At 36.6% G+C, this 23,298-nt stretch carries 29 protein-coding genes; 6 read left to right on the top strand and 23 right to left on the bottom strand.

Translation table 11 applies throughout. From position 1 onward, the window contains the following. Positions 1-35 precede the first annotated feature (35 nt). Together GGR21_RS11815 and GGR21_RS11820 are read left to right on the top strand one after the other, a co-directional pair. Positions 36-611 carry a hypothetical protein gene (locus tag GGR21_RS11815; RefSeq protein ID WP_183307436.1) on the top strand — a complete coding sequence of 192 codons (576 nt, stop codon included), beginning with the start codon at positions 36-38 and terminating at the stop codon, positions 609-611. A gap of 6 nt (positions 612-617) precedes the next feature. Then, a complete protein-coding gene (locus tag GGR21_RS11820) occupies positions 618-1,145 on the top strand; it encodes a hypothetical protein (RefSeq protein WP_183307437.1) in 528 nt (175 codons plus the stop codon). 42 nt (positions 1,146-1,187) lie between these two features. On the opposite strand, the gene GGR21_RS11825 is transcribed toward GGR21_RS11820, so the two are convergent. The 11 genes from GGR21_RS11825 to GGR21_RS11875 form a co-directional block, all read right to left on the bottom strand. Next, complete coding sequence (locus GGR21_RS11825) at positions 1,188-1,601, bottom strand: hypothetical protein (protein ID WP_183307438.1); 414 nt, start codon at positions 1,599-1,601, stop codon at positions 1,188-1,190. 139 nt (positions 1,602-1,740) lie between these two features. Continuing rightward, the gene (locus tag GGR21_RS11830) at positions 1,741-2,193 is read right to left on the bottom strand and encodes an N-acetylmuramoyl-L-alanine amidase (protein WP_183307439.1); all 453 of its coding nucleotides are present in this window, start codon (positions 2,191-2,193) and stop codon (positions 1,741-1,743) included. Next, the gene (locus GGR21_RS11835) at positions 2,180-2,665 is read right to left on the bottom strand and encodes a phage holin family protein (RefSeq protein WP_183307440.1); all 486 of its coding nucleotides are present in this window, start codon (positions 2,663-2,665) and stop codon (positions 2,180-2,182) included. Before GGR21_RS11835 ends, GGR21_RS11830 begins: the two co-directional genes overlap by 14 nt. Further along, positions 2,662-2,916 carry a hypothetical protein gene (locus tag GGR21_RS11840; RefSeq protein WP_183307441.1) on the bottom strand — a complete coding sequence of 85 codons (255 nt, stop codon included), beginning with the start codon at positions 2,914-2,916 and terminating at the stop codon, positions 2,662-2,664. Before GGR21_RS11840 ends, GGR21_RS11835 begins: the two co-directional genes overlap by 4 nt. Further along, on the bottom strand, positions 2,894-3,091 hold the full coding sequence (locus GGR21_RS11845) for a hypothetical protein (protein ID WP_183307442.1): 198 nt from the start codon (positions 3,089-3,091) through the stop codon (positions 2,894-2,896). Before GGR21_RS11845 ends, GGR21_RS11840 begins: the two co-directional genes overlap by 23 nt. Before the next feature lie 93 nt (positions 3,092-3,184). Then, positions 3,185-3,580: a hypothetical protein gene (locus GGR21_RS11850; RefSeq protein ID WP_183307443.1), complete on the bottom strand. Its 396-nt coding sequence runs from the start codon at positions 3,578-3,580 to the stop codon at positions 3,185-3,187. Continuing rightward, positions 3,577-3,990, bottom strand: a complete 414-nt coding sequence (locus GGR21_RS11855) for a hypothetical protein (protein WP_183307444.1) — start codon at positions 3,988-3,990, stop codon at positions 3,577-3,579. Before GGR21_RS11855 ends, GGR21_RS11850 begins: the two co-directional genes overlap by 4 nt. A gap of 125 nt (positions 3,991-4,115) precedes the next feature. Next, entirely contained in the window at positions 4,116-5,252 is a 1,137-nt protein-coding gene (locus GGR21_RS11860; protein WP_183307445.1) for a hypothetical protein, read from the bottom strand. A 20-nt stretch (positions 5,253-5,272) separates the two neighbouring features. Then, the gene (locus GGR21_RS11865) at positions 5,273-7,744 is read right to left on the bottom strand and encodes a CotH kinase family protein (protein WP_183307446.1); all 2,472 of its coding nucleotides are present in this window, start codon (positions 7,742-7,744) and stop codon (positions 5,273-5,275) included. 1 nt (position 7,745) lies between these two features. Then, positions 7,746-8,576: a hypothetical protein gene (locus GGR21_RS11870; RefSeq protein ID WP_183307447.1), complete on the bottom strand. Its 831-nt coding sequence runs from the start codon at positions 8,574-8,576 to the stop codon at positions 7,746-7,748. A gap of 106 nt (positions 8,577-8,682) precedes the next feature. Beyond that, positions 8,683-8,976, bottom strand: coding sequence for a hypothetical protein (locus tag GGR21_RS11875; protein WP_183307448.1), 294 nt, complete (start codon positions 8,974-8,976; stop codon positions 8,683-8,685). Between the two features lie 103 nt (positions 8,977-9,079). Here GGR21_RS11875 and GGR21_RS11880 point away from each other — a divergent pair, with 103 nt between their 5' ends. Both GGR21_RS11880 and GGR21_RS11885 read left to right on the top strand, forming a co-directional pair. Next, positions 9,080-9,445: a hypothetical protein gene (locus GGR21_RS11880; RefSeq protein WP_183307449.1), complete on the top strand. Its 366-nt coding sequence runs from the start codon at positions 9,080-9,082 to the stop codon at positions 9,443-9,445. 17 nt (positions 9,446-9,462) lie between these two features. Beyond that, positions 9,463-10,089, top strand: a complete 627-nt coding sequence (locus GGR21_RS11885) for a thermonuclease family protein (protein ID WP_183307450.1) — start codon at positions 9,463-9,465, stop codon at positions 10,087-10,089. A gap of 15 nt (positions 10,090-10,104) precedes the next feature. On the opposite strand, the gene GGR21_RS11890 is transcribed toward GGR21_RS11885, so the two are convergent. Beyond that, entirely contained in the window at positions 10,105-10,773 is a 669-nt protein-coding gene (locus GGR21_RS11890; protein ID WP_183307451.1) for an SOS response-associated peptidase, read from the bottom strand. Between the two features lie 82 nt (positions 10,774-10,855). Here GGR21_RS11890 and GGR21_RS11895 point away from each other — a divergent pair, with 82 nt between their 5' ends. After that, entirely contained in the window at positions 10,856-11,233 is a 378-nt protein-coding gene (locus GGR21_RS11895) for a hypothetical protein (protein WP_183307452.1), read from the top strand. Between the two features lie 50 nt (positions 11,234-11,283). On the opposite strand, the gene GGR21_RS11900 is transcribed toward GGR21_RS11895, so the two are convergent. Together GGR21_RS11900 and GGR21_RS11905 are read right to left on the bottom strand one after the other, a co-directional pair. Continuing rightward, positions 11,284-11,580, bottom strand: a complete 297-nt coding sequence (locus GGR21_RS11900) for an STAS-like domain-containing protein (protein WP_183307453.1) — start codon at positions 11,578-11,580, stop codon at positions 11,284-11,286. 12 nt (positions 11,581-11,592) lie between these two features. Next, entirely contained in the window at positions 11,593-12,486 is an 894-nt protein-coding gene (locus tag GGR21_RS11905; protein ID WP_183307454.1) for a hypothetical protein, read from the bottom strand. Positions 12,487-12,637: 151 nt separating this feature from the next. On the opposite strand from GGR21_RS11905, the gene GGR21_RS11910 reads away from it, so the two are divergent. Next, a complete protein-coding gene (locus GGR21_RS11910; RefSeq protein ID WP_183307455.1) occupies positions 12,638-13,039 on the top strand; it encodes a hypothetical protein in 402 nt (133 codons plus the stop codon). 7 nt (positions 13,040-13,046) lie between these two features. Here the strand turns inward: GGR21_RS11910 and GGR21_RS11915 are convergent, their stop codons facing one another. The 9 genes from GGR21_RS11915 to GGR21_RS11955 all read right to left on the bottom strand — a co-directional run bounded on the left by GGR21_RS11915 (position 13,047) and on the right by GGR21_RS11955 (position 23,272). Next, positions 13,047-15,458 (bottom strand): hypothetical protein, encoded by a 2,412-nt coding sequence (locus tag GGR21_RS11915; protein WP_183307456.1) that lies wholly within the window; start codon positions 15,456-15,458, stop codon positions 13,047-13,049. Continuing rightward, complete coding sequence (locus tag GGR21_RS11920) at positions 15,445-19,464, bottom strand: hypothetical protein (protein WP_183307457.1); 4,020 nt, start codon at positions 19,462-19,464, stop codon at positions 15,445-15,447. The genes GGR21_RS11915 and GGR21_RS11920 overlap by 14 nt, the downstream gene beginning before the upstream one ends. Continuing rightward, positions 19,448-20,113: a hypothetical protein gene (locus GGR21_RS11925; RefSeq protein ID WP_183307458.1), complete on the bottom strand. Its 666-nt coding sequence runs from the start codon at positions 20,111-20,113 to the stop codon at positions 19,448-19,450. Before GGR21_RS11925 ends, GGR21_RS11920 begins: the two co-directional genes overlap by 17 nt. Before the next feature lie 96 nt (positions 20,114-20,209). Beyond that, a complete protein-coding gene (locus GGR21_RS11930; protein WP_183307459.1) occupies positions 20,210-20,728 on the bottom strand; it encodes a hypothetical protein in 519 nt (172 codons plus the stop codon). Positions 20,729-20,795: 67 nt separating this feature from the next. Then, positions 20,796-20,984 carry a hypothetical protein gene (locus tag GGR21_RS11935; RefSeq protein WP_183307460.1) on the bottom strand — a complete coding sequence of 63 codons (189 nt, stop codon included), beginning with the start codon at positions 20,982-20,984 and terminating at the stop codon, positions 20,796-20,798. Then, positions 20,981-21,850: a hypothetical protein gene (locus GGR21_RS11940; protein WP_183307461.1), complete on the bottom strand. Its 870-nt coding sequence runs from the start codon at positions 21,848-21,850 to the stop codon at positions 20,981-20,983. Before GGR21_RS11940 ends, GGR21_RS11935 begins: the two co-directional genes overlap by 4 nt. Positions 21,851-21,853: 3 nt before the next feature. After that, on the bottom strand, positions 21,854-22,474 hold the full coding sequence (locus tag GGR21_RS11945; RefSeq protein WP_183307462.1) for a hypothetical protein: 621 nt from the start codon (positions 22,472-22,474) through the stop codon (positions 21,854-21,856). Further along, on the bottom strand, positions 22,471-23,013 hold the full coding sequence (locus tag GGR21_RS11950; RefSeq protein WP_183307463.1) for a hypothetical protein: 543 nt from the start codon (positions 23,011-23,013) through the stop codon (positions 22,471-22,473). Before GGR21_RS11950 ends, GGR21_RS11945 begins: the two co-directional genes overlap by 4 nt. Before the next feature lie 4 nt (positions 23,014-23,017). After that, the gene (locus GGR21_RS11955) at positions 23,018-23,272 is read right to left on the bottom strand and encodes a hypothetical protein (RefSeq protein WP_183307464.1); all 255 of its coding nucleotides are present in this window, start codon (positions 23,270-23,272) and stop codon (positions 23,018-23,020) included. Positions 23,273-23,298 lie beyond the last annotated feature (26 nt).

Raw genomic sequence — 23,298 nt, forward strand, 5'->3', positions numbered from 1 at the left:
TTGTTATGTTTTACAAATATATAAATATCTATGTTATGACAAGCAGGAAAACAAAAAAAAACTATTTGATTTCAATATTAAATCAATTAAAATCTATTGGTAAAAAAGCTAAAATAAGTATTGTTATTGCTATAATAACATTAGTTGTTACTCTAATTGGAAGCATAATTATCCCAGGTATTTGGAGAAAAGAGGATACTCAAAAAGGCTTAATATTGCATATTGGAGATTATGCTTTAAAGAAAAATTCTTTGACTTCAGTAATTTATATATGCCCTATCTCTTTTTTAGGGAAAAATGAGATCATTACCACATTGCCTATTAATATTACTAATGAATATACTAACAGTATAGAAGATATTTCACTGTTTATTGAGATTGGGTTAACTGAAGATCAAAATATTAAAGACTTTTATAACCCCATCACTAATAAAACGATAAAGGCTGAAAAAAAATATGATTTAACTAAGGTTAAATTTCGGGAAATAACAACTGAAACTAATTATGACGATAGGATAAGTTCTAGGTGGTATACAGAATCAAACAAGAATACGGAAAATGTAAATTATTATATTAAGTATTTAAATTACAGTGAAAAAACAAATCTGTAGCTACCCATGAGAATTGATACTACAGCAATGGAGACAATCTTTCATCAAGGGCCAAATTCAGGAAATTTGAATTACGCAATAAAAGATAATTTTACTTTTACAGCAGGTTATTCTTTTAAAAACACAAAAGAAAATAGTAATTTTTTCATTAATGTATCGGTATATAACTATGATGATATAAAACAATTTATTGAAAACGAATATAACACCAATGGTCATTTACCTTTTGAAGAAAGTCTTTATGATGCTAATAAAAATGAATTACTTGTGTCTGAAAGAAAGATTATAGTTCAACCTTCAATAATTCAGAATGAATCTGGGGATTTTGAAATTAGCAAAAAAGATATGAAAATTATACAAATAAAATATAGTGAAAAAGATTATCAAAAAAATAGGAAAATAGTATTCTATGATAAGGATAATAATATCGTTGATACCTATAAATTACCCGATCTAAATAAAAATAAAGCCGAAGCCAACAGAAAGCATCAAGAACTAAAGAAAGATATATATAAACAATCGTCCTATTTGTGAAAATAGGACGATTCAAAAATCAAAAAATTATGCTTTCAAAAGCTATATAAATCGTTTTATTCCTTTGAATCCAAAATAAGCTAGTAGCAAGAGCAATAATATTCTTCCACACCATACTTGAAATGATTGAAAAGATGTAAGTCGGTTTACTTCTGGCCCAGGTATCTCAACCGGATAGGGAACTTGTATACTATCATTGATAAATATAGAATCTCTCACAAATTTATCCCGGTATAGATATCTATATTTTTCCAACCAAACGGTATCACCTTTTATTTTCATGAATACAGAATCATGTAAATACACTGAATCACGCAAATACTTATCCCTGTATTCGGTTTTTACCGATTCAACAGGTACATATATCATTTTTGATTTACAACTGCTCAGAAGCAGAAGAATTGACACTACAACAACTATGATAATTCCTATATGTACTTTGTGTTCTTTTTTCATCGAGAAAGTAATTTATATATCACATCTAAATACTGATTTATGAAATGATTCTGATAGATTGCAATGCCTACTAAAGCCAGAAGTGAAATGATTATTGAGACAAATACAAATAATGGAATTTTTATATACTTTATTTGTTTCATAACTTGTATTCCTCCATCGCATCAAAACACGGACAAACTTTTATCCATTCAAAATAATCTACTTTGCCATTTCCATTCAGATCAGGACTAAAATCACGATGTCCTTTTATTATTGCATCAGGATATTTGACTTTTAGCTTTTTCAATCTGCTGAGCATTGTTGCTTTTTGTGAATCGGTGCGGGTATCTGTAAAAACAGTTTTTTTGTTTTCAATTATCATACCACCCACATAACAGACATTAATTAATTCACTATTGAATCCTTTAACTCCGTTCGACACTTTATCCTCAGATAATAATTGCACTTCTGTACCATCAGGAAATATAAGATAATGATATCCCGGATTCTTCCACCCTAAAGTATTTTTCCAGTATGCCTGTATGCTTTCAAGTGACTGACTGTCCAGTCCGCCAGTACAATGGACACCTATATATTTAATCTTTCTCATTCTTCACTTCCTTTTCTTCTGATATTTTTTTTACTAATTCTGTAAGACCTTTTATTAAATCATCCCGGTTATCCAGCATTATAGATAAATCTTTCAGGCTGTTATTCAATTTACGCTTATCCTTGTCATGTGCCTTTTCCAATATTGATTTACCTTCTATGAATATCAAGAATCCGGCAGCGATAAATGTGACATATGGTAATGGATAGAAAAACGTGCCGATACAGTCGAACATAAAGGCAAAGAACATCATAGCATAATAGAATACCACCTTTGTTACAGTTCGTCTTAATCCGTATGAAGTCCGGGCTTCGTTCCGTTCTTTGGCCTTTCTCCATCCGCTAATCAGATCGAGCGTGATAGCGATAGCAACAAATAGCCACATAATAGCCACAATAGCCAGTTTAGTTTCTAAAGAAACATAATCCCCATTTAAGTACGATTGAATAAATAGCACTACATTTTCTTTCATTCCATGAATCTTATTATAAATATCACTATCCCCACCGGCACACAGCCCAACACAGTAGCGAGTATATCCCACCAATCAAATCCCGTCTTTCGCACAAACCTATCATACAGTTCCTTGATTAATCCGGCAATCACAGGCAGCAATATCAGCCACACCCACAGATAAGCCAATTGAGTCAATAACAAGCCGATGCAAAAATGCATCAGCTTGTCTTTAGGTAATGCGTTCTCAATCTTCGCTTGCAGGCTCATTTTCATCCTCACTTTCTTCCAATCCGTTCTCCCGGATAAAATCATCTACCTCCTGTTCTGTGTCGAACAATTCAACCGTAACACCTTCAGGAGTGAATATCTCCCCCGTACCATCTACCCTGCGAACTATTTTACCGTCCTGATAAGCCAGGACATATTTATTTTCAAATTTCATAAGTCTTATTTTTTTATATAATTAAAATGTTTTCAAAAAAAAACGGTAAACTCATTTGAATTTACCGTTTTTTTAAATTTGTTTTATCTGAAACTATCCTGGGAAGTGTCTCTTCCTTAGTTGAATATCTCTAAAAATCTTGTATACTTTGGAATGATCATATGGCTTGCCACTTTCTCGCTCCCATAGTGGAACATAATCAGGATGCTTTGCAATTTCGAAAAAATCCATAAATCCGTCAGGTCCAAATGCCGCCATATCTAGAATGGAGACTTCAAAAACAACAAGTAGGATACCATCTCCATATATATTTTTAATAGTAGCCCTTAACATGGACGCTGTAAAAGAATCTGGAGTTAATAATACAATTTGATGAGATATATATTCCCAGAATTCCAGTTTGTTTTCCAGAATATAGTCCATCAGTTTTTTGTGACTATCGACATTTGCTTCTTTAAGATCATCAAATTCTATTATAAATGTTTTCATTTCTCAGCCTCCTCTTCTATTGAACCATAAGATACATAATTTGAGTTCGGTGGATTTACTGATACTGTTTTTTTTATGCTATCAGACATTAAAGCTTTCTCTATTGCTGTTTTTTCCAGAACAAATTTTTCAGACCTTAACAAATTAGGGTCTTTAAATAAACAATAAAAATAGGCAAAAAGAAAGGCTAGAACAATCAATACAGATAAACACCCCAAGATATACCCAAACACATTTTCTCCAATTTTAAAAAGTAAAATTGTTGCTGTCAGTAATATGGAGAGTAGTCCAAATAAAGATTTAACAACATTAGACTTATATCCTTGGGATGAAGCATGTTCAAAAATGTGTCTTAGATAATCACTCATATATCTTGCTTTTTTGCAAATATAATAATAAATATCACTCATAATGAAATTGTTTATTTGTTTAAAAACGATAAATTCAATATATCAAAGACCACTTCCCGTTTTGGTAGGACGGATATACCTAACTTATTTATCTTTAATTATAGTAATAGTAATTATATTTACTATTACCCAGCTGTCACCGTCACAGTGACACCTTTATCCGTCAATGTCTGTACGGCAGCATCCGAGGCCGCTGTCCTTGTACCGATCACATAGATGCTTTTCAGCCACGAAGAAGCCGCTGCCGTCGGGTGTAGTTCCTTTGTCGCCTGATCGATCAGCATCGCATCCACAAAATTGCCCAGCTTTACTTTCTCCAAGGCAAGAATAAAACCCTGAGGACGGATCGACCAGGAGAAAGAAGATAACCCCCGCTGCCTGTATTCATTGTATGAACCGTCGGTATTGGTGAAAAATGCGAAAGGACACCGGGCTATATCCCCGCTCAGGGTATCCATATTTCTGGCCGCCAATCCCACTGTAGTTGTCTCATCCCACAAAACACCGTCAGAAAGCAGCTTTGCGAACAAAGCACCCAGATCACCAGATACCAGTGAATCGGAGATCCTTAAATCACGTAGCTTCCCGTTTTTTATTTCAAGGTCAATAGCCGGATCAAAGGAAACATTGCTGCGTTCCACAGAAAGGGAAATCGCGCCGGTAGTAGCGAAAGAGATCGGGCCGGGGCTAAACTTCCCGGTGATCTTATAGCTGTTAAGATATATACTGGCGGAAGTGGTCGGTATACTTTCGAATTTCAATTCACCTGCGTCAAAAACAATGCTTTCGTATTGTTCATTCACACGGGCAATAAGTTGAAAAGAACCGGTAGCCGGTTTTTGTTTAAGAGAATCCAACACCAGCAATTCTGACGGGAATAATACTAATCCTGTCAGGGAAGTCAAAAAACTGATCCCCCTGAAATTATAGGAGTAACCATTCGTGATAAGGTTCCTGATAGAATATTTGTCCCGGATGCTGACATCTATTGTAGAACCGTAAGGAATATTAAAATAACAGGCTGTGTTCGCAGGGATTTCCACACTCCCGGATACCGTGACCGGGTTGGACATATCGGAAGATGTGGACATAGTGCATGTTTCAGACAGCGATACCGTATTGGCTTTGTCTGACAGTATCATAAAAAGGTTGCTGACCGTCGAGCTTCTTGTATGGCTCAATGAGAATCTGAGTTCTCCCAGTTTCAACAGGGAATCATTGTTTACAACCCCCTTTAATTGTGTGACTAAACATTCGTTCATAACTTATATATTTTTTGTTGTTAATTATTAAACTGCGAATCCAGGTTAGCGAATCTCTGATCCAGCCAGTTGCCGACACGTCCGATGCTGTTATAAAACCCGGCTTCCACAGGGTTATTTGAATAAAATCCGGTGAAAGGGCGGTTTCCCGTACTATCCTTCACACACCTGAAACCGTATTGAACATTCAGCCCGTCACGGCAGGTGTCGCCTACTGCATAACCCGCAGCATTATCATAAGGGGCATAGCTTGTGTTTCCCATATCCACCAGTTCCCAGAATTCGGCATTGATCTTCGGATCACGGTACGACGGCACATCGGGGTACTTTTCAAATTCACGTTTGTAATTGTCATATCCCACACGGCTTACCCAGTCTTCGAACAGCCCGGTTATATTCCCGGTGGTAAATACACCATCACCCCTGAGCTCGTTGTACCTCTCTTTGATTTGCGGAAGGTATAACTGGTATAATTGACCGGTTGGCAAAACGGAACTTGTACCCAGTATATTGGTGATCGATTCGGGCATAACGAATGTGCCCCGCCAGCTCATTCCGAACACAGAATCTTTGTCATACACACACGGGGAATACTTATTGCCGTCCCACGAGCACCACAGCCAGTTTTTGGCAAAACCGTCAAAGTCATATATGGCTTGTGCAAACACAAAGTAATCTATCATAAAAGGCAGATTGAAATATTCTTCGAAGAGAGCCCTTTTATTATCGTTCCCACTGGCCGCCCTGATAGCCGGCACTGCACCCGCCAGTTTTTGTATATTCGCTTTCACTGTTGCAGAAAACGGATCGCTATCCGATAGTTCGGTAGGGTTATCCCCGTCATACTTATTGCCGTTGATATCGATCAGCCCTTTCGGGTTACGGATCTCAAAGGCATTCCAATCGACGGTACCGCCCCATAATTGCGCTCCACCCAATGTGCCATCGAGGAATATATGATCCGGATTGGAACCGTCCAGGTTATAATTATCCCTGTGTTTTTTCAGGTTCCATGAATACAACCCGAAAAAATTACCGTTCCAGTAGATAGCTATCGGGAATCCGTCAGGATGTGAAAGCGCTCCGGTAGGGAAGTCCCTGTCAAGTGTGCCGCCCGAATTGAGAACAGATGTATTATCATTGAGATAATCCCACGGGCGCATCTGTCCGTATGGGCGTGTCCGGTACATCTGTTCGGCAAGGTTGTAACAGACGTTACTCTGCCCCCTGAACGCATCGATATAGTATTTCTTGATATGGAAAGAGTCCTGTACAACCCAGTCGCCGAATTTAAGTTTCTGATTTACTAAGTCTATTCCAAGGTTCTTTATATAATAAAACATGGACGAACTACCTTGCGCATTCAGGATAATGGGAATCCTGAAATAGTTCCCGTCCATATCCCATAATTCGAGTATAGCCTGTATATCATCGGTCTTACTGGTAGGCAATTTCGAACATATAAGGTTTACTTTAGCGCATATGCGTGGAATAGGCATTTTTATCAATGACTGATCGCTCCAGTCGCCGGTACCCGAAGAAAAGCCGCTGTTTATCAGATCGTGATGCAGGGCTTGCATGGCTTTGTCGGAGAAGCGGATGGCTTCGGTTACAGACAGGTTTTCGGTCAGTAGCTTCGGTTCTACCTTTGTACCGTCTGCTTGCCTTTCGGAAACTATATTCTCATTCTTATCGAGTGTCAGTTCCAGACGCCCTTCGGGATCGTCAATAATATCACCGGATGTATTTTCAAGGGCTTCAATACGTTTCTTTATCTCTTCGAATTCAGGCGTATAGAATGACCCGTCTGTTTTAATGCCTGCCAGGATATGCCCTTCTTTGTCCGTCCACACACGCAGCCATTCGGGATCGTCTGTTAAGCTTGTCATTTCAAGGATACCGGCATACAGGGTGATAAAGTTATCAAGCTGCAATTTTACTTCTCCGATATATTGTTCGTTGTGTTGGATATTATCGGTGATGGTATTGTCACAGTCAAAAGTGGTACCGTCCCATCGTTTGCCCCACAACAGGTAGTTTTCCGCATCCACGATGGCATAGGCGTATTCATCGTCGCTGACAATGGAGAGTGTTCCTGCCGGAAGGTAGACAACAGGGTTGCCGGAGGCGTCGGTTTTATCCGCTTTGTTAGATACATCGCCTAATGGCCCCCGATATCTCCAAACTCCTACGCCATCAGTTATTACATATGCATAAATGCCATTTTTATTGGGATCAGGATCATCAGTCACTGATACCAACTCCCCATTTTTTATTAAATTACCATCATCGCCTATTGGATTAGGACTAGCATCTGACTGCATATCTGAATTTGTCAGATACGTTTTTTTTATTCCAAGACTTGCAGATTCTTCCAATACATCAGCTATATCTTTAAAAGCCTGTCCTTCGATCTGGTTCGTAACAGAATTAGGCTCTGTCGCATCATATATCTGTTGTCCTGTTTGTCTTATCCCTTCTATTGTTGCCATATTAATTAAATGGTGGTTTTATAAATTCTTTTGTATGTATGTTATATCCATTCGGATATAAATCTTCATACGACGAATAAAAATCTTTTGGTTCTACTTCCAGCTTGAAAATATATCCGGGGTAATATCCCGCTAGTTCGTTAACTTCAACTTCTGTCCCGTCTGCACGGACGTACTCCAACCCGTTGATAGTTATATATGACAGGCTGAACATCAGGTTTAACTTACGGGCAATCCATATGGGCACACCGGAATTATCACCTATTGTCAATATTCTTGATTCATATGGGTAGGCGTCCAGTTGGGTTAATGAATATCCCTGATCCCTGAATGTGTTATTACTCACATTGAAAGTCATTTCTTTAAACAGGAATCCTCCCCTAATCCTGAATTCAAAGAAGTAATTTCCTCCGTCACCATCTAAAAATTGCGTATCGAATTTATCTTCCCTGTTAGTATACTTTAAAAGAATAGTATCATAAAGGCATTCTTTTTCCATCACACAAAATACAGATGAACTTATCACTTCCTGATAAGTATTAATAATATCAACCTTGTACGTCCCTGTATCAAGGTCTGTTATCTCAAAATAATATGAACGGTAATTGTCAAATGGAGCAAATTCTGTGAGAGGAATAGATATAACATCTTCAGTATCTAAGCCAGTAAGTCTTACTGTTGGTGTATCATTTTTGAATGCTGCAAATTGAACCCTTATTGTATCACTACTGGCAAAATATTGATTAAAACATTCCTGTTTCTCAAAATTATGTTGCCAGTCCGATTGAAAGTCCAAGCTGCTGAATAAGGATATTCTAAGATGGTACGCCACAATATTCTGTTTCCTTTAAAATATAATCTGAAATAAAAAATCCCCGCTTATTTATGAAAACAAGCGGGGATAATAATATTTAATATGACTATAAAAATATTTTATGCTATTCCACCCCACACCTCAATATCAGCATAAAATCATAATAAGTAACATACCCATAAGAGATCAGAGCCCGGGCTTCATCATCTGATATGTTTTTATACTTCATAAGGAAAGAAATAAAGGGAACTCCCAATAATGACAGATCGACAAGATCTTCAGTGTCTAAAACATCTTTTTCTCGGACTGAGTGCATAATATCTTCAATCATTACCTGTAGTTCGATGCGCTTTAATATATCATTGGGCTTAATTTGTAATGCCAGGCTACTGGATATGTATTCTATCTGATCTTCCAAATTATTTTTATTTGCAAAATTACTCTATAGATACGATAAATACCGAATCAATTAAATATCTTTAAGATGTAAATAAGCGATCAACTAACAAAAAACAATAAATATGAAACTTTGGAAATTAAGTGGGGTTTTTATGATTGGTATAATATCTTTCATTGTGATTAGTTGTGCGAACAAAGGCAATAATATTGAAGGCAAATGGGTGAGTGAGGCTCAACATGATTATGAAAATCATATTGTATATATTTTCACTAACAGCAAATATCAGGTAATCATAAATGGAGAAGAGGAAGGGTTACCCCTTTCATACAAAATAGAGGGTGATACCATCATTATGGATAGAGGTGAGCATTGGGTTCCAATTGTAGGTGTTCAAAATAGATATATAAAAGAATCATTTTCTATTTCTAAAGGAATTGAAGGTACGACTCTTGCATTCGGCTATTTAACATTAAAAAAAGTAGAATAATATACTATAATCGTGTTATGAGATACATTATTATACTGCTATCTTTTTTAAGTATTTCTTTATATTCCCAGAATACAATCAGAGGGAAAGTAGTTAAAATATCCGATGGAGATACTGTTGTATTGCGGGATAGTACAAATACTCAACACCGTATTCGGCTTGATGGCATTGATTGCCCGGAAAGGGGACAAGCCTTTGGGAATGTAGCCACTAATTTTACCCGTGGTATTTGCGCAGGAAAAGATATTATTGTCGATATAATAGGATATGACAGATATAAACGAATACTGGGAGTAGTCTGGGTTGAAGATGTGAACCTGAATGAAGAGCTATTAAAGGCTGGTTTAGCCTGGCGTTACAAGTATAACAAATCCGAAGAATATCATCGATTAGAACAAGAAGCTAGAAAAAACAGAAAGGGACTGTGGGTTGATAAAGAACCTATAGCTCCATGGGATTTCAGAAAGAAAGGACAAAATACTATATCAGTCGGAGTATCGTATGTATATAAAGCAAAGTCTAATATCTATCATAGAAGAAAAGATTGTCCGGAACTGACCAAATATAAATCAGACATCAATAAAATAGATATAAAAGAAGCAAAAAGGAACAATTTGTACCCTTGTACAATGTGCTCCAAATAGTTATTTCTGCTTCTTTTATATCTTTTTTATAAAGTCATTATTTATTTGGTAGGCGTCCATTCTACTGGCATCGAAAGGCTTTAGTAGATCAGTGATATCCTCTTTTGTCAGTTTAGGATCAATCCACTTGAGTTCATCTTCCTTTGACAATATAGCCGGCATTCGCTTTTTTGCGTTATGTATTTGTGCTGTCAACGGGTTAGCTTCAGTTGTTATGATTGAGAAAGTATGCAGTACCTCTCCTGTTTCTTTGTTTTGCCATATATCATATATTACGGCCATAGAGAATATCTCTTCATCCTTCAGGAAGATAAAGTAAGGTGTTTTTGTTTTATCTGCGTTGTGATGCCATTCGAAATATCCGGTACTGGGAACTATGCAGCGGTGAGACTTAACCGATTCCCTGAACGATGGTTTTTCGAATACGGTTTCCGCTTTGGCGTTATATGTCATTTTTCTTATCTGCTCGGCATCGGCTTCTGTCTTTTCCCAGAACGGTATTAATCCCCACTTCATCACCTGTATCTGTGGATCATTCGTTATGACAGGGTAATAGGGATTCGAAAAAACATTCACATGATACTCTTCCATTATCTCTTTGTAGATTTCTACTACGTCAATTTTAAGGCCATATCTGGCCGCAAGTTTTTGAGCCTTTGCACTTATGGAGTTGTGGAAACACATAGCTTTTATTGATTATAACAGCTATAAAGATATTAGTGTTTATTCATTTTTGCTATCTTCGTGTATAAAACTAACATCAATTATGAAAAAACTACTTTACTTGCTTTTATTTATGCCCTTTGTTATGTCCTGTGGTGGTGACAGCACTGATTTCAACCCGGTAAAAGGGAAATGGAGACACAATGATACAACTGGAGATTATAGCATTAAAATATACAGTGAAGATTTTTCACTTGTTGAATATTATTATTCTGAGGATGATGAATTAATAAGAACATATTCAAAAGAATCATATAAAATAGATAAGGAGCATATTTACATGACAATCAAAAGGGATAATAATACAACTCATGATACTGCTTTTAAATATGAAATTGTAAAGTCAGAAGGCAAAAGGATATTAAGAATATATGATTATCCATTTAATCATACTTACCAAGAATGGCACGAGGTAGAATAAAAAAAGGAGTACTCCATCGAGCACTCCTTTTTATTATGTAATATAGTGTATTAACAAGTTGTTAAAAGAGCTTCATAGTCATTGAAATATTTTATTATTCTTTCGACTTGAGTTTTCAAAATGTTTCTAAATTTAAAACTTTTTTTGGTCTTTTCAACCCCATACATATCCATAAGAGCTCCCAGAGATGTATTTAAGAAATTAGTAGGAACTGACTCAACATCGGTCATATCAATAATAATTATCTCATCTCTAGAAACTGCATCTTTGGCCATTTCAAAAACTATATTCCCACTTTGAACATAGTTATGATTTTCCAATAAATCGTGTAAAATTACAGTTTGCATTTTATTATATTTTTAAGAGATCATTATTTCATCTTCAATATCTTTTAAAGGAAAATTGTCAGTTGATAACTCAAAGTAAATCAAAGTTCCTCTAAATTCAAAATCTAGGTCAAAATATTTAATGTTATTTTTATTTCCAAAACAAGTTAATAGAGCTTTATTACTTACTATTCTAAAATTATCTTCATTACTAATAGTAGAAAGTATATTATCAAGTCCCATGCCTTTATTGCCCATTGTACTCTTTGCTGTAACTCCTATATTCAAAGAATCTCTCAATGCAAGTGAATCACTTTCATACACTTTATTTGACCTTTTAAGTGTTGTCGCAATTCCCAATCCAAAATCACATGCAGCTATATGTATTTTACCTTGCACAGGATTATAAGAAATGTAGGAAAATGCATTCCCATCTGATTGCGAATGATCTGCAATGTTTGCATAAACTTCATTTAAAGCACTACTTAATGCCGATGTATCTAAATCATGAAAATAATTATTCTTAAAATAATTAGATACAGACAAGCTATAAGCATATGTTTCACTTTCTACAACTTTCCATAAATTTAAAATTTTACTATCTTCAGACTCCTCATGATTTGAAGGACATTCATCTTCAAAATATTTATGAATTTTTATTTTGTCTCCAATAATATCTAAAACATCATCATCTTCAGTGTAAATTGTTATTTTAGAACAAATTTGTTTATTCAAATGTTCGAGGAAACATGAGAGTAAAACTATATGAAAAGGTTCGAAATTTTCAACTTTTATATCTTCTGGTAAAATTAATTTAATTTCTGTTGCCAAGTTATCACTATTTAACAACTCTATATATCTTATTATGTCATAAAGCCATACTCCTCTACTGCAACTGCTTAATGAAATAGTCAAGGTATTCTCCATAAATTATTTTTTGCAAAGATAATAAATTTAATATATTTTATATTAATATTAACACTCTCGGCTTAACCATATTACTAAAGAGACCTATTCAGTCTCTTTTCTTATTTTAGTATCTTTTTCATACCTTTACCGAAACTAAATTCAATAATTCATGAAAAAAATACTCACATTATTACTTATATTCCCTCTATTTATCGCCTGCGGTGACGATGACGAAGACACAACTCCAGAACCTGATTATATTACGAATGAGGATATTGTTGGGTATTGGAATCAAATAGATGGAAAAAATCACTTTGAATTCACTAAAAATGGTGGACTGATATGGCGACAATCTTTATCAGGGCAAACACCTAGTGTTGTGGGTACTGCCGATTTCAAGTTAACTAAAGACATAATTGTTTTATTTGATTTTGAATCATATGGTACAGGACCAATTGGACTAAAACTTACAGAAAACATTTATTATTCTATTGATACAGATTCAGATCCTTACAGATTATCAGTTTGGAATAAAGATAAAGAACCGTTGGTTTTCGAACTAAGAAGATAAAAGGGGATTATCCATCTCCTAATTTTTTAAGCATTATTTCGCACTGTTCTGTTTTGTCTCTTCCATAGTTCTTGCTCAGGGCTTTAGTATACCCTTCATACTGCTGTCCCCTGTAAGTCAGCCTTATCAGCCCGTTAGCCTTGCTTATATCCGGCAAATCTTCATATTGTGCCAGTTCAAAAACGCCATTGGCAGGATAAAACAATTTATCTGCTACTGCTATGTCCTGATACATATTCACTCCGTTACTGATCATAGACCGCCTGTATCCGTCAGTACTCGAAAATAGAAGCTGATCGCCCGATATACCAAATAATGCCAGGTTCTGAATCGCCAGATAATAAGGATTTATGGCAGCGTTAAACAAGCGTATGCCGCTGCTTATCATTTCAATGTCCCTGTTTGTTACATATTTGTCCTCTTGTTCGGTCAGGTGTGCCACAAATACATTGTTGTCGCTGCGGGTGTCTTTGGTGCTGCCCCTTAGCCAGCAAAGAGTCTCTATGCCTATGCTGTCAGCCCTGTATGGTGATGAAAAATCGGCTTCATTCTTCATGTGCGATATAAACCCTGTCGTATACTCAAACAATCCATTCGGTTCAAGCAACCCGTTTACCGATTCAATGTCTTTGCCCGAATACCCTGTTTTTATATTGCTGTACATATATTCCACGTCCGATTCAATAAAGAAGTTCGACACCTCTCCCGGATTGTATTCCTGTGCTATTTCATCAGTAAAAAACCGTTCCCTTTTCTTAAACACCACCCGGTAATCTTCATAGGACGATTCATACCCGAATGCGACCAACCATTTATTAAAATCGTTGTATGATGTATGGAAACAGGCTTCTTCCATTCCACGCAATGTTTCCCCAGCTATCAGCTTAAAAGGTTTATCGGCTTCGTTTTCCCATTCTATTTCAACTATATATTGCCTCTGCCTTCCGGTTATATTGTCCATCAGCGCCTGCCCTAACCTTACAGGATCGGCTACGTCCAAGTCGATGTTTGATGGCGAGGATGGCCACTGCACATTCATTTCCTCAAAGTTAGATACGGTCAGTGTATGGTTTTCGAGGACGCTTTCTCGATATATAAGCAACAGTTCTTCTTCGGCTTCCAGCTCTATATCAATGCTGGTGTTTACCGATTTTGTTGTTATATTCAAAGATTCATTGTATACAAATCCCCCCAGCCCGGGAGTAACAGCTGTTAGGTCGCTAAACTTAGTGTCCCCCGGCTTTTTCTTGTACAATGTTATCGATGCACCCCTAGCCACAGCGTTACCGTCAATTGTCAGGTCAAACTTCAGGTTACAGGTAAACAGTCCTTTTACCTCGCACCTGAAAAAATGGTTGTCACTCAGGTTATCATTATTCACCTGTCCCGGTGATTGCGTCCGTCCCGATCCTTTGGATTCTCCTGCTATGACATCGGCCGTCTTAAAACTCACAAGCATATAGTTTGTAAAGTATACAGGATATTCTGTTTCAGCTATTTCATAATATATCCCCTGTGTCAATGGTATCCTGTCAAAGTCCCATTTTTTCGCATCGGCCACACTACTCACAGGGATATCATATTTTACGCTGCCCAATGAGTTTATGTAGTCCTGTATCTTTTCGGCTGTCCCCATCAGTATTACAGTTTGGTCATATTGCTTGTAAGTAGTAAAATCAAGCTCCACGGTCTTTAAAGGATAATATCCTTTCGCGTTCTGCCTGTGCCTCCTGTACAGGTCAAGCCTTGCCTGCGCATATACATTCTTCTCAATAAACATCATCCGGAACAATTCTTTTGCCCCGCCGCCAAATACAATAGGCTCCGAGAAGTTAAGCTCCACCCCCGAAAGGTTATTTCTCAATTGCTTCACGGTCATATCCTGCCAGTTTATAACCGACATGTTCCTCAAATTATCAGTATATCCCTCATTGCCGCTAACCAGAATAACCGGAGCAAGTGATACCTCGATATCAATAAACGGCCGGCCGATATTCACCTCTCTGTAGACTGGGAAGTACAACGCTTTTGTCCCTTTTGGAGCCAGAAAGGTATATTTATATGCACCCGCAGCGACAACAGTAAACGACGCCAGCACATTCGCATCTTCCGAATTTGCGTCAAGAGCTATTATTTCGGCTTCATTATCATTGATATATCCCCTGTATCTTACCTGCATATCTTCCTCAAAGTCCACATCTAACATAAACACGGCGTAATTAGGGTTATCCACACGATATATTTTATTGTTTACATCTGTTTTGTAATAGAATAAATACCTCCACACGGCGTCTGTGTCTTTATATACTTTTCTGTTAAGCCCTGTCAGTTCAAATTTCAACAAGGGTTTTGTAATAAAGTTGGCCATATATCTTTCTCCCTCAATACGTAGCCTCTTAATCAATTCAGTTATTTCCATAATTCATATTTTTATTTATTATATAATTTCCTGAAGTAGTAATAAATGTGGATTTTGGTAATCTTGGATTTCCTTTTGCTATTTTCTTCAACAGATGGTTGTTTTCTTCCTGTAGCTGTATTTGCCTTTTATTTTCGGCTACTACTATTTTATCCTGTGCTTTTCTATCTATCAAATGTGTCATCGCCATCAATGGCAATGCTTTTTCCATATCAGGCAGTACAACTGTATGTTTAGGCAGATCTACAAGGGTAGGGGTTTTAGGTGTTACAAACACTTCTCCTGAAGGTGTGATAATCAATTCACTACGCCCGCCATCTCCGACAATAGCACGGCCTCCTTTATGGTCGTCAGTTCCCTCTGCGTATTCAGGGATGCTCTGTGCGCTTATGGTTGTAGCCTGAACAGCAGCAGATGCCAAAACAATAGGGATTTGAGCATAAGCAACAGCGGCAAGGGCAGCAGTTACAGGATTTGCAGCTAAGACAGCGGCTTGCGCCCTTATTTTTCCAACAGCCATGGCAGTCTCAACAGCTAACTGTAATAATGCCATTTGTTTCTCTCGTTCTGCCTGATCACGCTGTATTTTCTTCTTCCGTTCTTCAATAGCGTTTTCCCTTTCTTCAGACTGTTGTTCAATAATTAGTCTTTGCGCTTCGGCCTGTTGTTCAGTCAATACCCCGGAATTTTCTTTTTCCTGAATCTTTCTAAGTTCGCCTTCTCTCCATTTATCGTTATCCTGGCTTTCCTGTTCTAGTTTTTGCAGATTCCTTTCTGTTTCCGCTCTTCCTAACGCCCCCACTAACTCAAACGACTGCTTATACAAATCTTCCAACAGTTTTTTTCTTTCATCTGCCAGCTTCTTTTCTACATCCAGCCTTTTCTTTGCTGCATCTTCATCATCCTTTATCTTTTGCTGGTTGATAGACTTGTTGTATTTTACTTCGGCATCAAGGATTTTTTTTTCAATTTCGGACACTTCCTTTGAGGTTTCTCCCAACTCGTAATATTGCTCCTGTAATTGGTGAAGTTGCTCTCCTGCTTTTCCGTCTCTGTCTACATCTACAGCTATTACAATGCCTTTATTATCAGCTGCAAGTATATCATCAGCACCATCCAAAATATTATCTATATAGTCTTCTAATTCGCCTTGAGACAAAACTGTGCCATCCGGAAGTATAGGAGTTACTAATATTTCTATTTCTTTTCCATTGCTGTCTATTATACCATATTGGGAACTGAAAACAGTTGCAATACCCTCTCCTGCATCTTCCCATCCTTTTTCTACTAATTTTGCAGCATCTACCAATGGACGAGAAAGAAGATCAACATTTCCTTGAAATAATTCTGACATTTTTGTCCCTGCAAATTCTTTTTGTGATGATTTGTATAAATCTATTACCAATCGCAAAGAATCCACTTCCGCATCGAAACGCTTTTTCGCGAAATGCTTACTCAAATTAAGTTTACTTTTTTCATATTCTTCTTGACTTATAACTCCCTGCGCTAATTGATCTGATAGTAATTTAAATGATTCGCTTTCTCCTGAATCTATAAATCTGATCCGTTCATTATACGCATCATTCAGTACCTTTTGCTGCTGTGTAACATAATCTTTTGTTATCTGCTCACGGAACTTAGCACCCTCTTGGTCTATTTTGGCAAGTTCGGCCTGCTTCTTCAGGTTTATAAGTTCTATTTGAGACTTCGTAAGGTTTTCTGTCTTCAGCTGATTAGCCGCCGCCGTTTCAATGGATAGTTTCTGATTACTAATAAAATGATTAAGAGCCGCTTCTCTGTCTTGAAATGACCTCTTATTATCATTTAGGATTTGTTTTTGCGCTTCGGCTCTTTGCTGTATTTCAAATAAAGCTAATTCTTCATATGCTTTCTTTTCGGCTTCAGCTCGTTTTTTTATTTCTTCAGCTCGTTTTTTATCTGCATTTGTCTTTTTATTTAATGCATCTATCCCTGTTGTTAATGCGGCAGCTTCAGATAAAAAGGCAGCTTCAAGTCCATTATATGACTCTGCAAGATCATCAGATATATTTTTTTCATCTTTAAGTGTATCTATATAGCCATTTATGATTTCTTCCTCTGTACCAACTTTCCCACTCCTTAAATCAAAAGATTGCCATCTTGCTTTAATCGTTTCCCATAAAGTTAATCCATGCTCTGATTTTTGGTCTATTTCAGCCTGCTTTAGTATGGATTTTCTATATTCTTCAGCAGCTAAGCTGGCGGCGGCGGCAGCCTTAGCTCTTAATGCAAGCGACTTAATAAATCTTTCGGTATCATCTCTAAAAAATTTCTCTGCACTGGAAACGTTATTTATCTCTAATCCTAAGCTATTAAATTCATTTTTATTATTCTTTATAAATTTTTCCTTCTCTTGTAAACTATCCCCCAAAGAATCCCATTGTAATTTTAGTCGACTCACCAATGCAATTTGACTACTAAATGTAGATGAAGTATTTTCTAAAGAGGTGTTGAACTCTCTAAGTCCTTTTTCTATTTTTTGTGTCGAATCATACCATTCTTGTAGTGCTTTAACTCCTAAATAAATGGCACCTATCAAAGCAATAATCCCTATTATCTGTAATGCAGTGGCTGCTTTTGTGGTAATATTTAAAGACTTGGCTAATTTGCCATTAATATCTATCCATGCATTTTTTAATGGTGATATTTGTTGAATTTTATTAATTATAACCCCCAATTTAGGATCAAGAAGGCTGATGGTCTTTGTTAGGTCTCTTACGGCAATATCATATTTACCAACATCCAGCTGGTGTTTTCCTGTGGCTTTCTGAAGGTTTGACATTTGCTCATATAAAGCCTTTGATTGTACTTCAAGCTGGCGCTTTATCTCAATGTTATCGCCTTCGGCCTCACCCATCTGGTTTATCCTTATCTTTAACAGGTAATACTGTGCAGATATATTTTCATAACTACCAACAGCAGAGTTAACCAATTGGGTATTATATTTTATTTCATCTGAGAGGCTTTTTATATCAGCTTTCAGTTCTCTCTCTACTACTTGATGATTCGCTCTTCTTTTTATATAGTCGTCTTGAGTGATATTACCAGCTTTATATTCTTTATCTAATTCCTTTAATGATAATTGCGTTCCAGATAACTCTAATTGAAGCGCGGACAATGTCCTGTATTGCTGCTGCAACTTAATATCCAAGGAGTCAAACGCGCCGGAAGAAATTTCTTTTATTGTCTTCCCCGTTTGCCCGTATTCTTCCCGTATTTTTTCTAAAGATGCATTTGTATTCTCATAAAGAACATCAAGATCCGACATCGCAGATTTATACTCTTCATGTGAAATAATACCTGCCCCTAGCGCATCTTTATAATTATTCTGAGCATCGGTTATCTGCACAAGCCTACTATTCCCCTCATTCAAGGCTGCAGTGATCGAACTAATGCCTGATTCTGATTCCTGAAGAAGACCAGATATATCCGCTGATTCTTTTAAGTTTCTAATATTCTGGGAGGATGATTCCAAAAGAATATTCAATCTTCTTAGTTGACTCTCTCTTGTTTCTGCCTGATCAAAATTATTGGGCTCCTTTGTTTCATTTTGGAGGTCTTCAAGGCTTTTTTTTACAGTTTCATTTGCTTTGGCTAAATTTTGCTGCTCTTTTACCGTGTCTCTTATTTCCTTTCTTTTATTTTGATATTCTATTTTAAGCTTTTCAATTTGTTTTACCTCTTCGCTTTGGAGATCAATTATTTTTTGTTCCCATTTTGTCCTTTCGTCCAACAATTTTGTGTTGTTGGCTATTTCGATATTAACCTTTTTCTCTAATTCGTTCTGTTTATTAATTATATCTGATAGAGACTTGTATGAATTCCCTGTTTTAATAAGCTCTGTGGTTAACTTCTGAGCATCGGTCAGAAGCTTCTCCATATTCTCGGCTGAAGTCGTAATTTTCCCATTAAAATCATCCAATTCCTTGAGGGTAGATACCGGAATTAATTCATTTGTATTTGCCATAATTCTGATTTTTAGATATTGATTGATTGAATATTTTTAGGTAAGAAGCATATTGGGCCAAGGTGATATTCATATCTATATTGAATTTGAAATGAGAACTAAGAATAGCCAGATGGTCATTATAGTATTGAGGCGTCGGTTTATCTGCTTTCTCTGATGCAGATTTATTATATTTTTTCATATCCTTGTTCATGTTTATAACCTTACTTTTTATAATACCTTCCAGGCGTTTCAGAAATTTATTCCTATTGTATGATACATCTATTATACCCTGCGATTTCAGATAATTAATAGCCGTATCTGAATCACCCAATAACAATAATCTGTGACTCATCTGCAGACAATTGATCTGTATACGATATACATGGATGTTTTTCAAAACTATATTCATGGCTGCTGTGTGTGGATTCCCTGACAACTCGGAGAACTCAATTATCAGAGACATTTTTGTCTTATTTAATATATCATCAGATGGATATCCATCTATCACCAATGCCTTCAGGTTATCACGACATACTAAATCGACATAAACCCACAAAGGACATTTATTGCATGTGTCATACAGGGTATACGATTCGCTTTGCTTCCCCTTTCGGATCTTTTTGCCAGCAATCAAATCCATCATACGTTGTTTTCCCTTCATATTCATATATTATATATTTTCTATTTTCTCTATTAGCTTCATTCTGTGCCATCAAAAACACTTCATCTACTGTCGCTTTTATATTCTTTCCGCAGTTGCAGCTCATAATCCTAAATGTTTCAATAGTTCTTTCCTTAAATATTCCTGCCAGAAATACTCTTTTGATTTTGGCGCTAATCCAAATACTTTATTGTTGTATTTCTTTTCTATGTCCTTAGATTCTACATATGTAGATTCTATCGTATATTGGCCGTTCCCAGTTGTTATAAACATATGGTCATGGAAAGATCCTGTCACAATAAGGTTTGGCACATTCTTCGGCTTTTCAGGATATAAATAGACAGGGTTCCAAATAAAACTTCGGTGCTCACCCTCTAGGCGGTATTTCATCCCGGCATACCAGTCGGCCTGATCTTTTGTCTTAAAATAGGGATCTTGCTGATAAGTAGGGGAAAATAATTCTCCATCTGTATTTCTACCAAGCAGCATTTGATCTCGATTTAACGATTTCAATATATCAGCATTATCGCTGACAACCTTATCCGCTACTTGAGGGATTTCTTTTATTGCTTGCGACAACTTATTAAATTGTCTTATCTTATTTCTTAATTGTTGTTTCATAACCTAAAAAGGGGCGGGATATAATCCCAACCCCTTTAAATAAGAACCTAATTATATGAACCAAAGACTACTCTTTTTCTTTAGGCGGGAACATTGCATCATATGCATCCGAGAATGCCTCTTTCTGCTTTTCTTCATCAATTCCTGTCCATTTATGATATTCAATCATGGCCTTAACAAATGCAGCTTTATTTCTGTATTTCCTGGCCTGATCTTTTGATATACGGACCTCATTTCGGCCTAAATTTACTTTCATGCCAAATCTACCATTTGTTCAACACCATCTAAACCATATATATCTGACTCCTCCAAAGCCGAAGCTGATTTTATACGATATGATGCAACAGGGGCAAAAGTCAATAGTCCGGTATCCTGATTAATCGTAACAGTTTCCGGTGAAGCACCCGCTAGATTGACGAACATCTCCGGTTGCCAGTCATAACTAGATGTATAATCATCTCCTCCGCAAGTACTAACGACTTTCGCTGTTCCGGTAGCATTCCCTTTCTCCAGGATAATTCCTATGAGTCCGTCAGGCACTGAAGGTATTTCGAATGCGTTGGCATTTATATATTCCTTTTCGTTATTGGCCGAATACCATACGCCAAGATAAGGATATCCGAATGTGGAGCCATCAGTAGCTTTCGCCGGGTATGCATAAGTTATGGCCTCAAATCCTACAAAATAATCAGTATCTCCTACTGTTTTCACAGTTCCAAAAATAAATCCTTCATCATCGATACGGAAAACGCGAACTTTCCGCTTATTCAATCTTGAAGCTTCCTTATAGAAACATAACCCAGCCTCTATCCTATACATTTCGTTCGGGGCTGATAATCCTGTTACCATGGTTCCTCCGAAACCAAGATCGCTAGTCTGTACCTCTCCGCCAGCTCTGGTGTTTTCAAATATTCCTTTTATGGGGAACATTCTTTGATTGCCTTGCGCTGATACCCATCCCTGTAATCCTGCTTTGAAAGCCTCAGAATCCAAAGGATATTGCGCATCATATGCTGTGATCATCAACGCTACTGTCTTTCCTTCGTTTTTGGGACAGTTTCCTATACCTGTTCTTGGTATACCAGAACCACAGTTTCCTATTATTTTTCCTAAATATGTCATTTTTTATACTTTTTCTGTTACTAAGTTGTTCTCATGTTCTATTCTCTTATATGTATTTCTACAAATATTTTTTAAACCTAAAGCCATACCATGAATCTCTATTGCATCTATATGATCTCCATACCGTTCTATCAATACGCCAGCTGAATCCCCGGTAGTGAATACTTCATACATTTTGTGAGCAGGCGCCCCGAAATTCAAAGAAAAATAACCCGATTTTATTATTTGGTTTATAAATTCTTCGTATATAGGCCTCAATAATGGAATAAATACTTGCTCCTCTCTTTCTTGTGTTAGCCATTCGCTTAGCACCGGACCAACAATACACAAATTGAAATGAAGTGTCGTGTTCAACCCGTTTTTGTCTTGTTTTATTGGGTTTATATTGAATATGGAGGGGTATTTCAGGTTAGAACCATCTTTATTTTCACCAAGCGAGATAAATACGTTTGAAATCTCGTTCTGTGTTCCCGGATAGTGCCATAAACTAAATTCTCCTTCATAAAACAGATTAGGATTGTAATCATAGATAGAAAGGCCATCAAGAAAATTTTGATTATTTCTCAATGCTTCCCTCGTTCTGTAGACCAACGATCCTATTATCTTATTTGGCGATATAATCATACATCCAATGCATTTATTAATCCAAAATCATAATGACAGAAGCGGCGGTCTGAATATGCTTTATAGGTATTCCAGTTAGGGGATAAGAAATTTTTATAGAAATAGCTTACATCATAATACATATCGTTCCATATCTTGGATAATTTGTCAGCGTCATCGACCATCACTGCGTGATCCTGTTTTGCTTTAACCTCTCCTTTGGTGGTTGTCTGTGTACGGCCCCGGCGATTCAAATAAAAATAGACATAGTTTGCTATCGGCGAATATTTATAATTATCTGTTTTGGTCATTAATGAACTTCTGAGCAGTTTCCATATTTCATTCACAGGATCTTCTCTCAACCCTTTAATAAAATTGGATGCTAATTGTTTACCCAACAGATTATTTAAAAATTCTACTTCATATTTCTCTATGTACCATTCTAATGAATTTTCATTGACAGCCTGCAACTGCTTAGCTACACCGACAGCGCTTGAAGATTTCTTCAAGCCTGCCAGGTATAACTCACCTTGGAAATATGTATTATCAAGAATTATCATACGGTTAAGCTTTAGCGGCTTCTTTTTCCGTTACTTCTTTTATTCCCTCTTTCAGCTCTTTTACCTTTTGGGTAGTTGCTTCGTCGAGTTTAACTTTCCCCTGATCCGACAGCTTCATAGCAATAGGTAGTGATACCAGTTTCTTATCGCCTTTCTTGTGATATGTTGTGTTCTTTGTGAATGTTACCTCATACACATCCGAAAGAGACATAACAATACCTTTTCTGTCCTTTTGTGTATTCTTATTTGTTCTTTTCATGAAATCTTTATTTTTTTAATTGAATA

It is taken from the genome of Dysgonomonas hofstadii, from assembly GCF_014196915.1.
Lineage (GTDB): Bacteria > Bacteroidota > Bacteroidia > Bacteroidales > Dysgonomonadaceae > Dysgonomonas > Dysgonomonas hofstadii.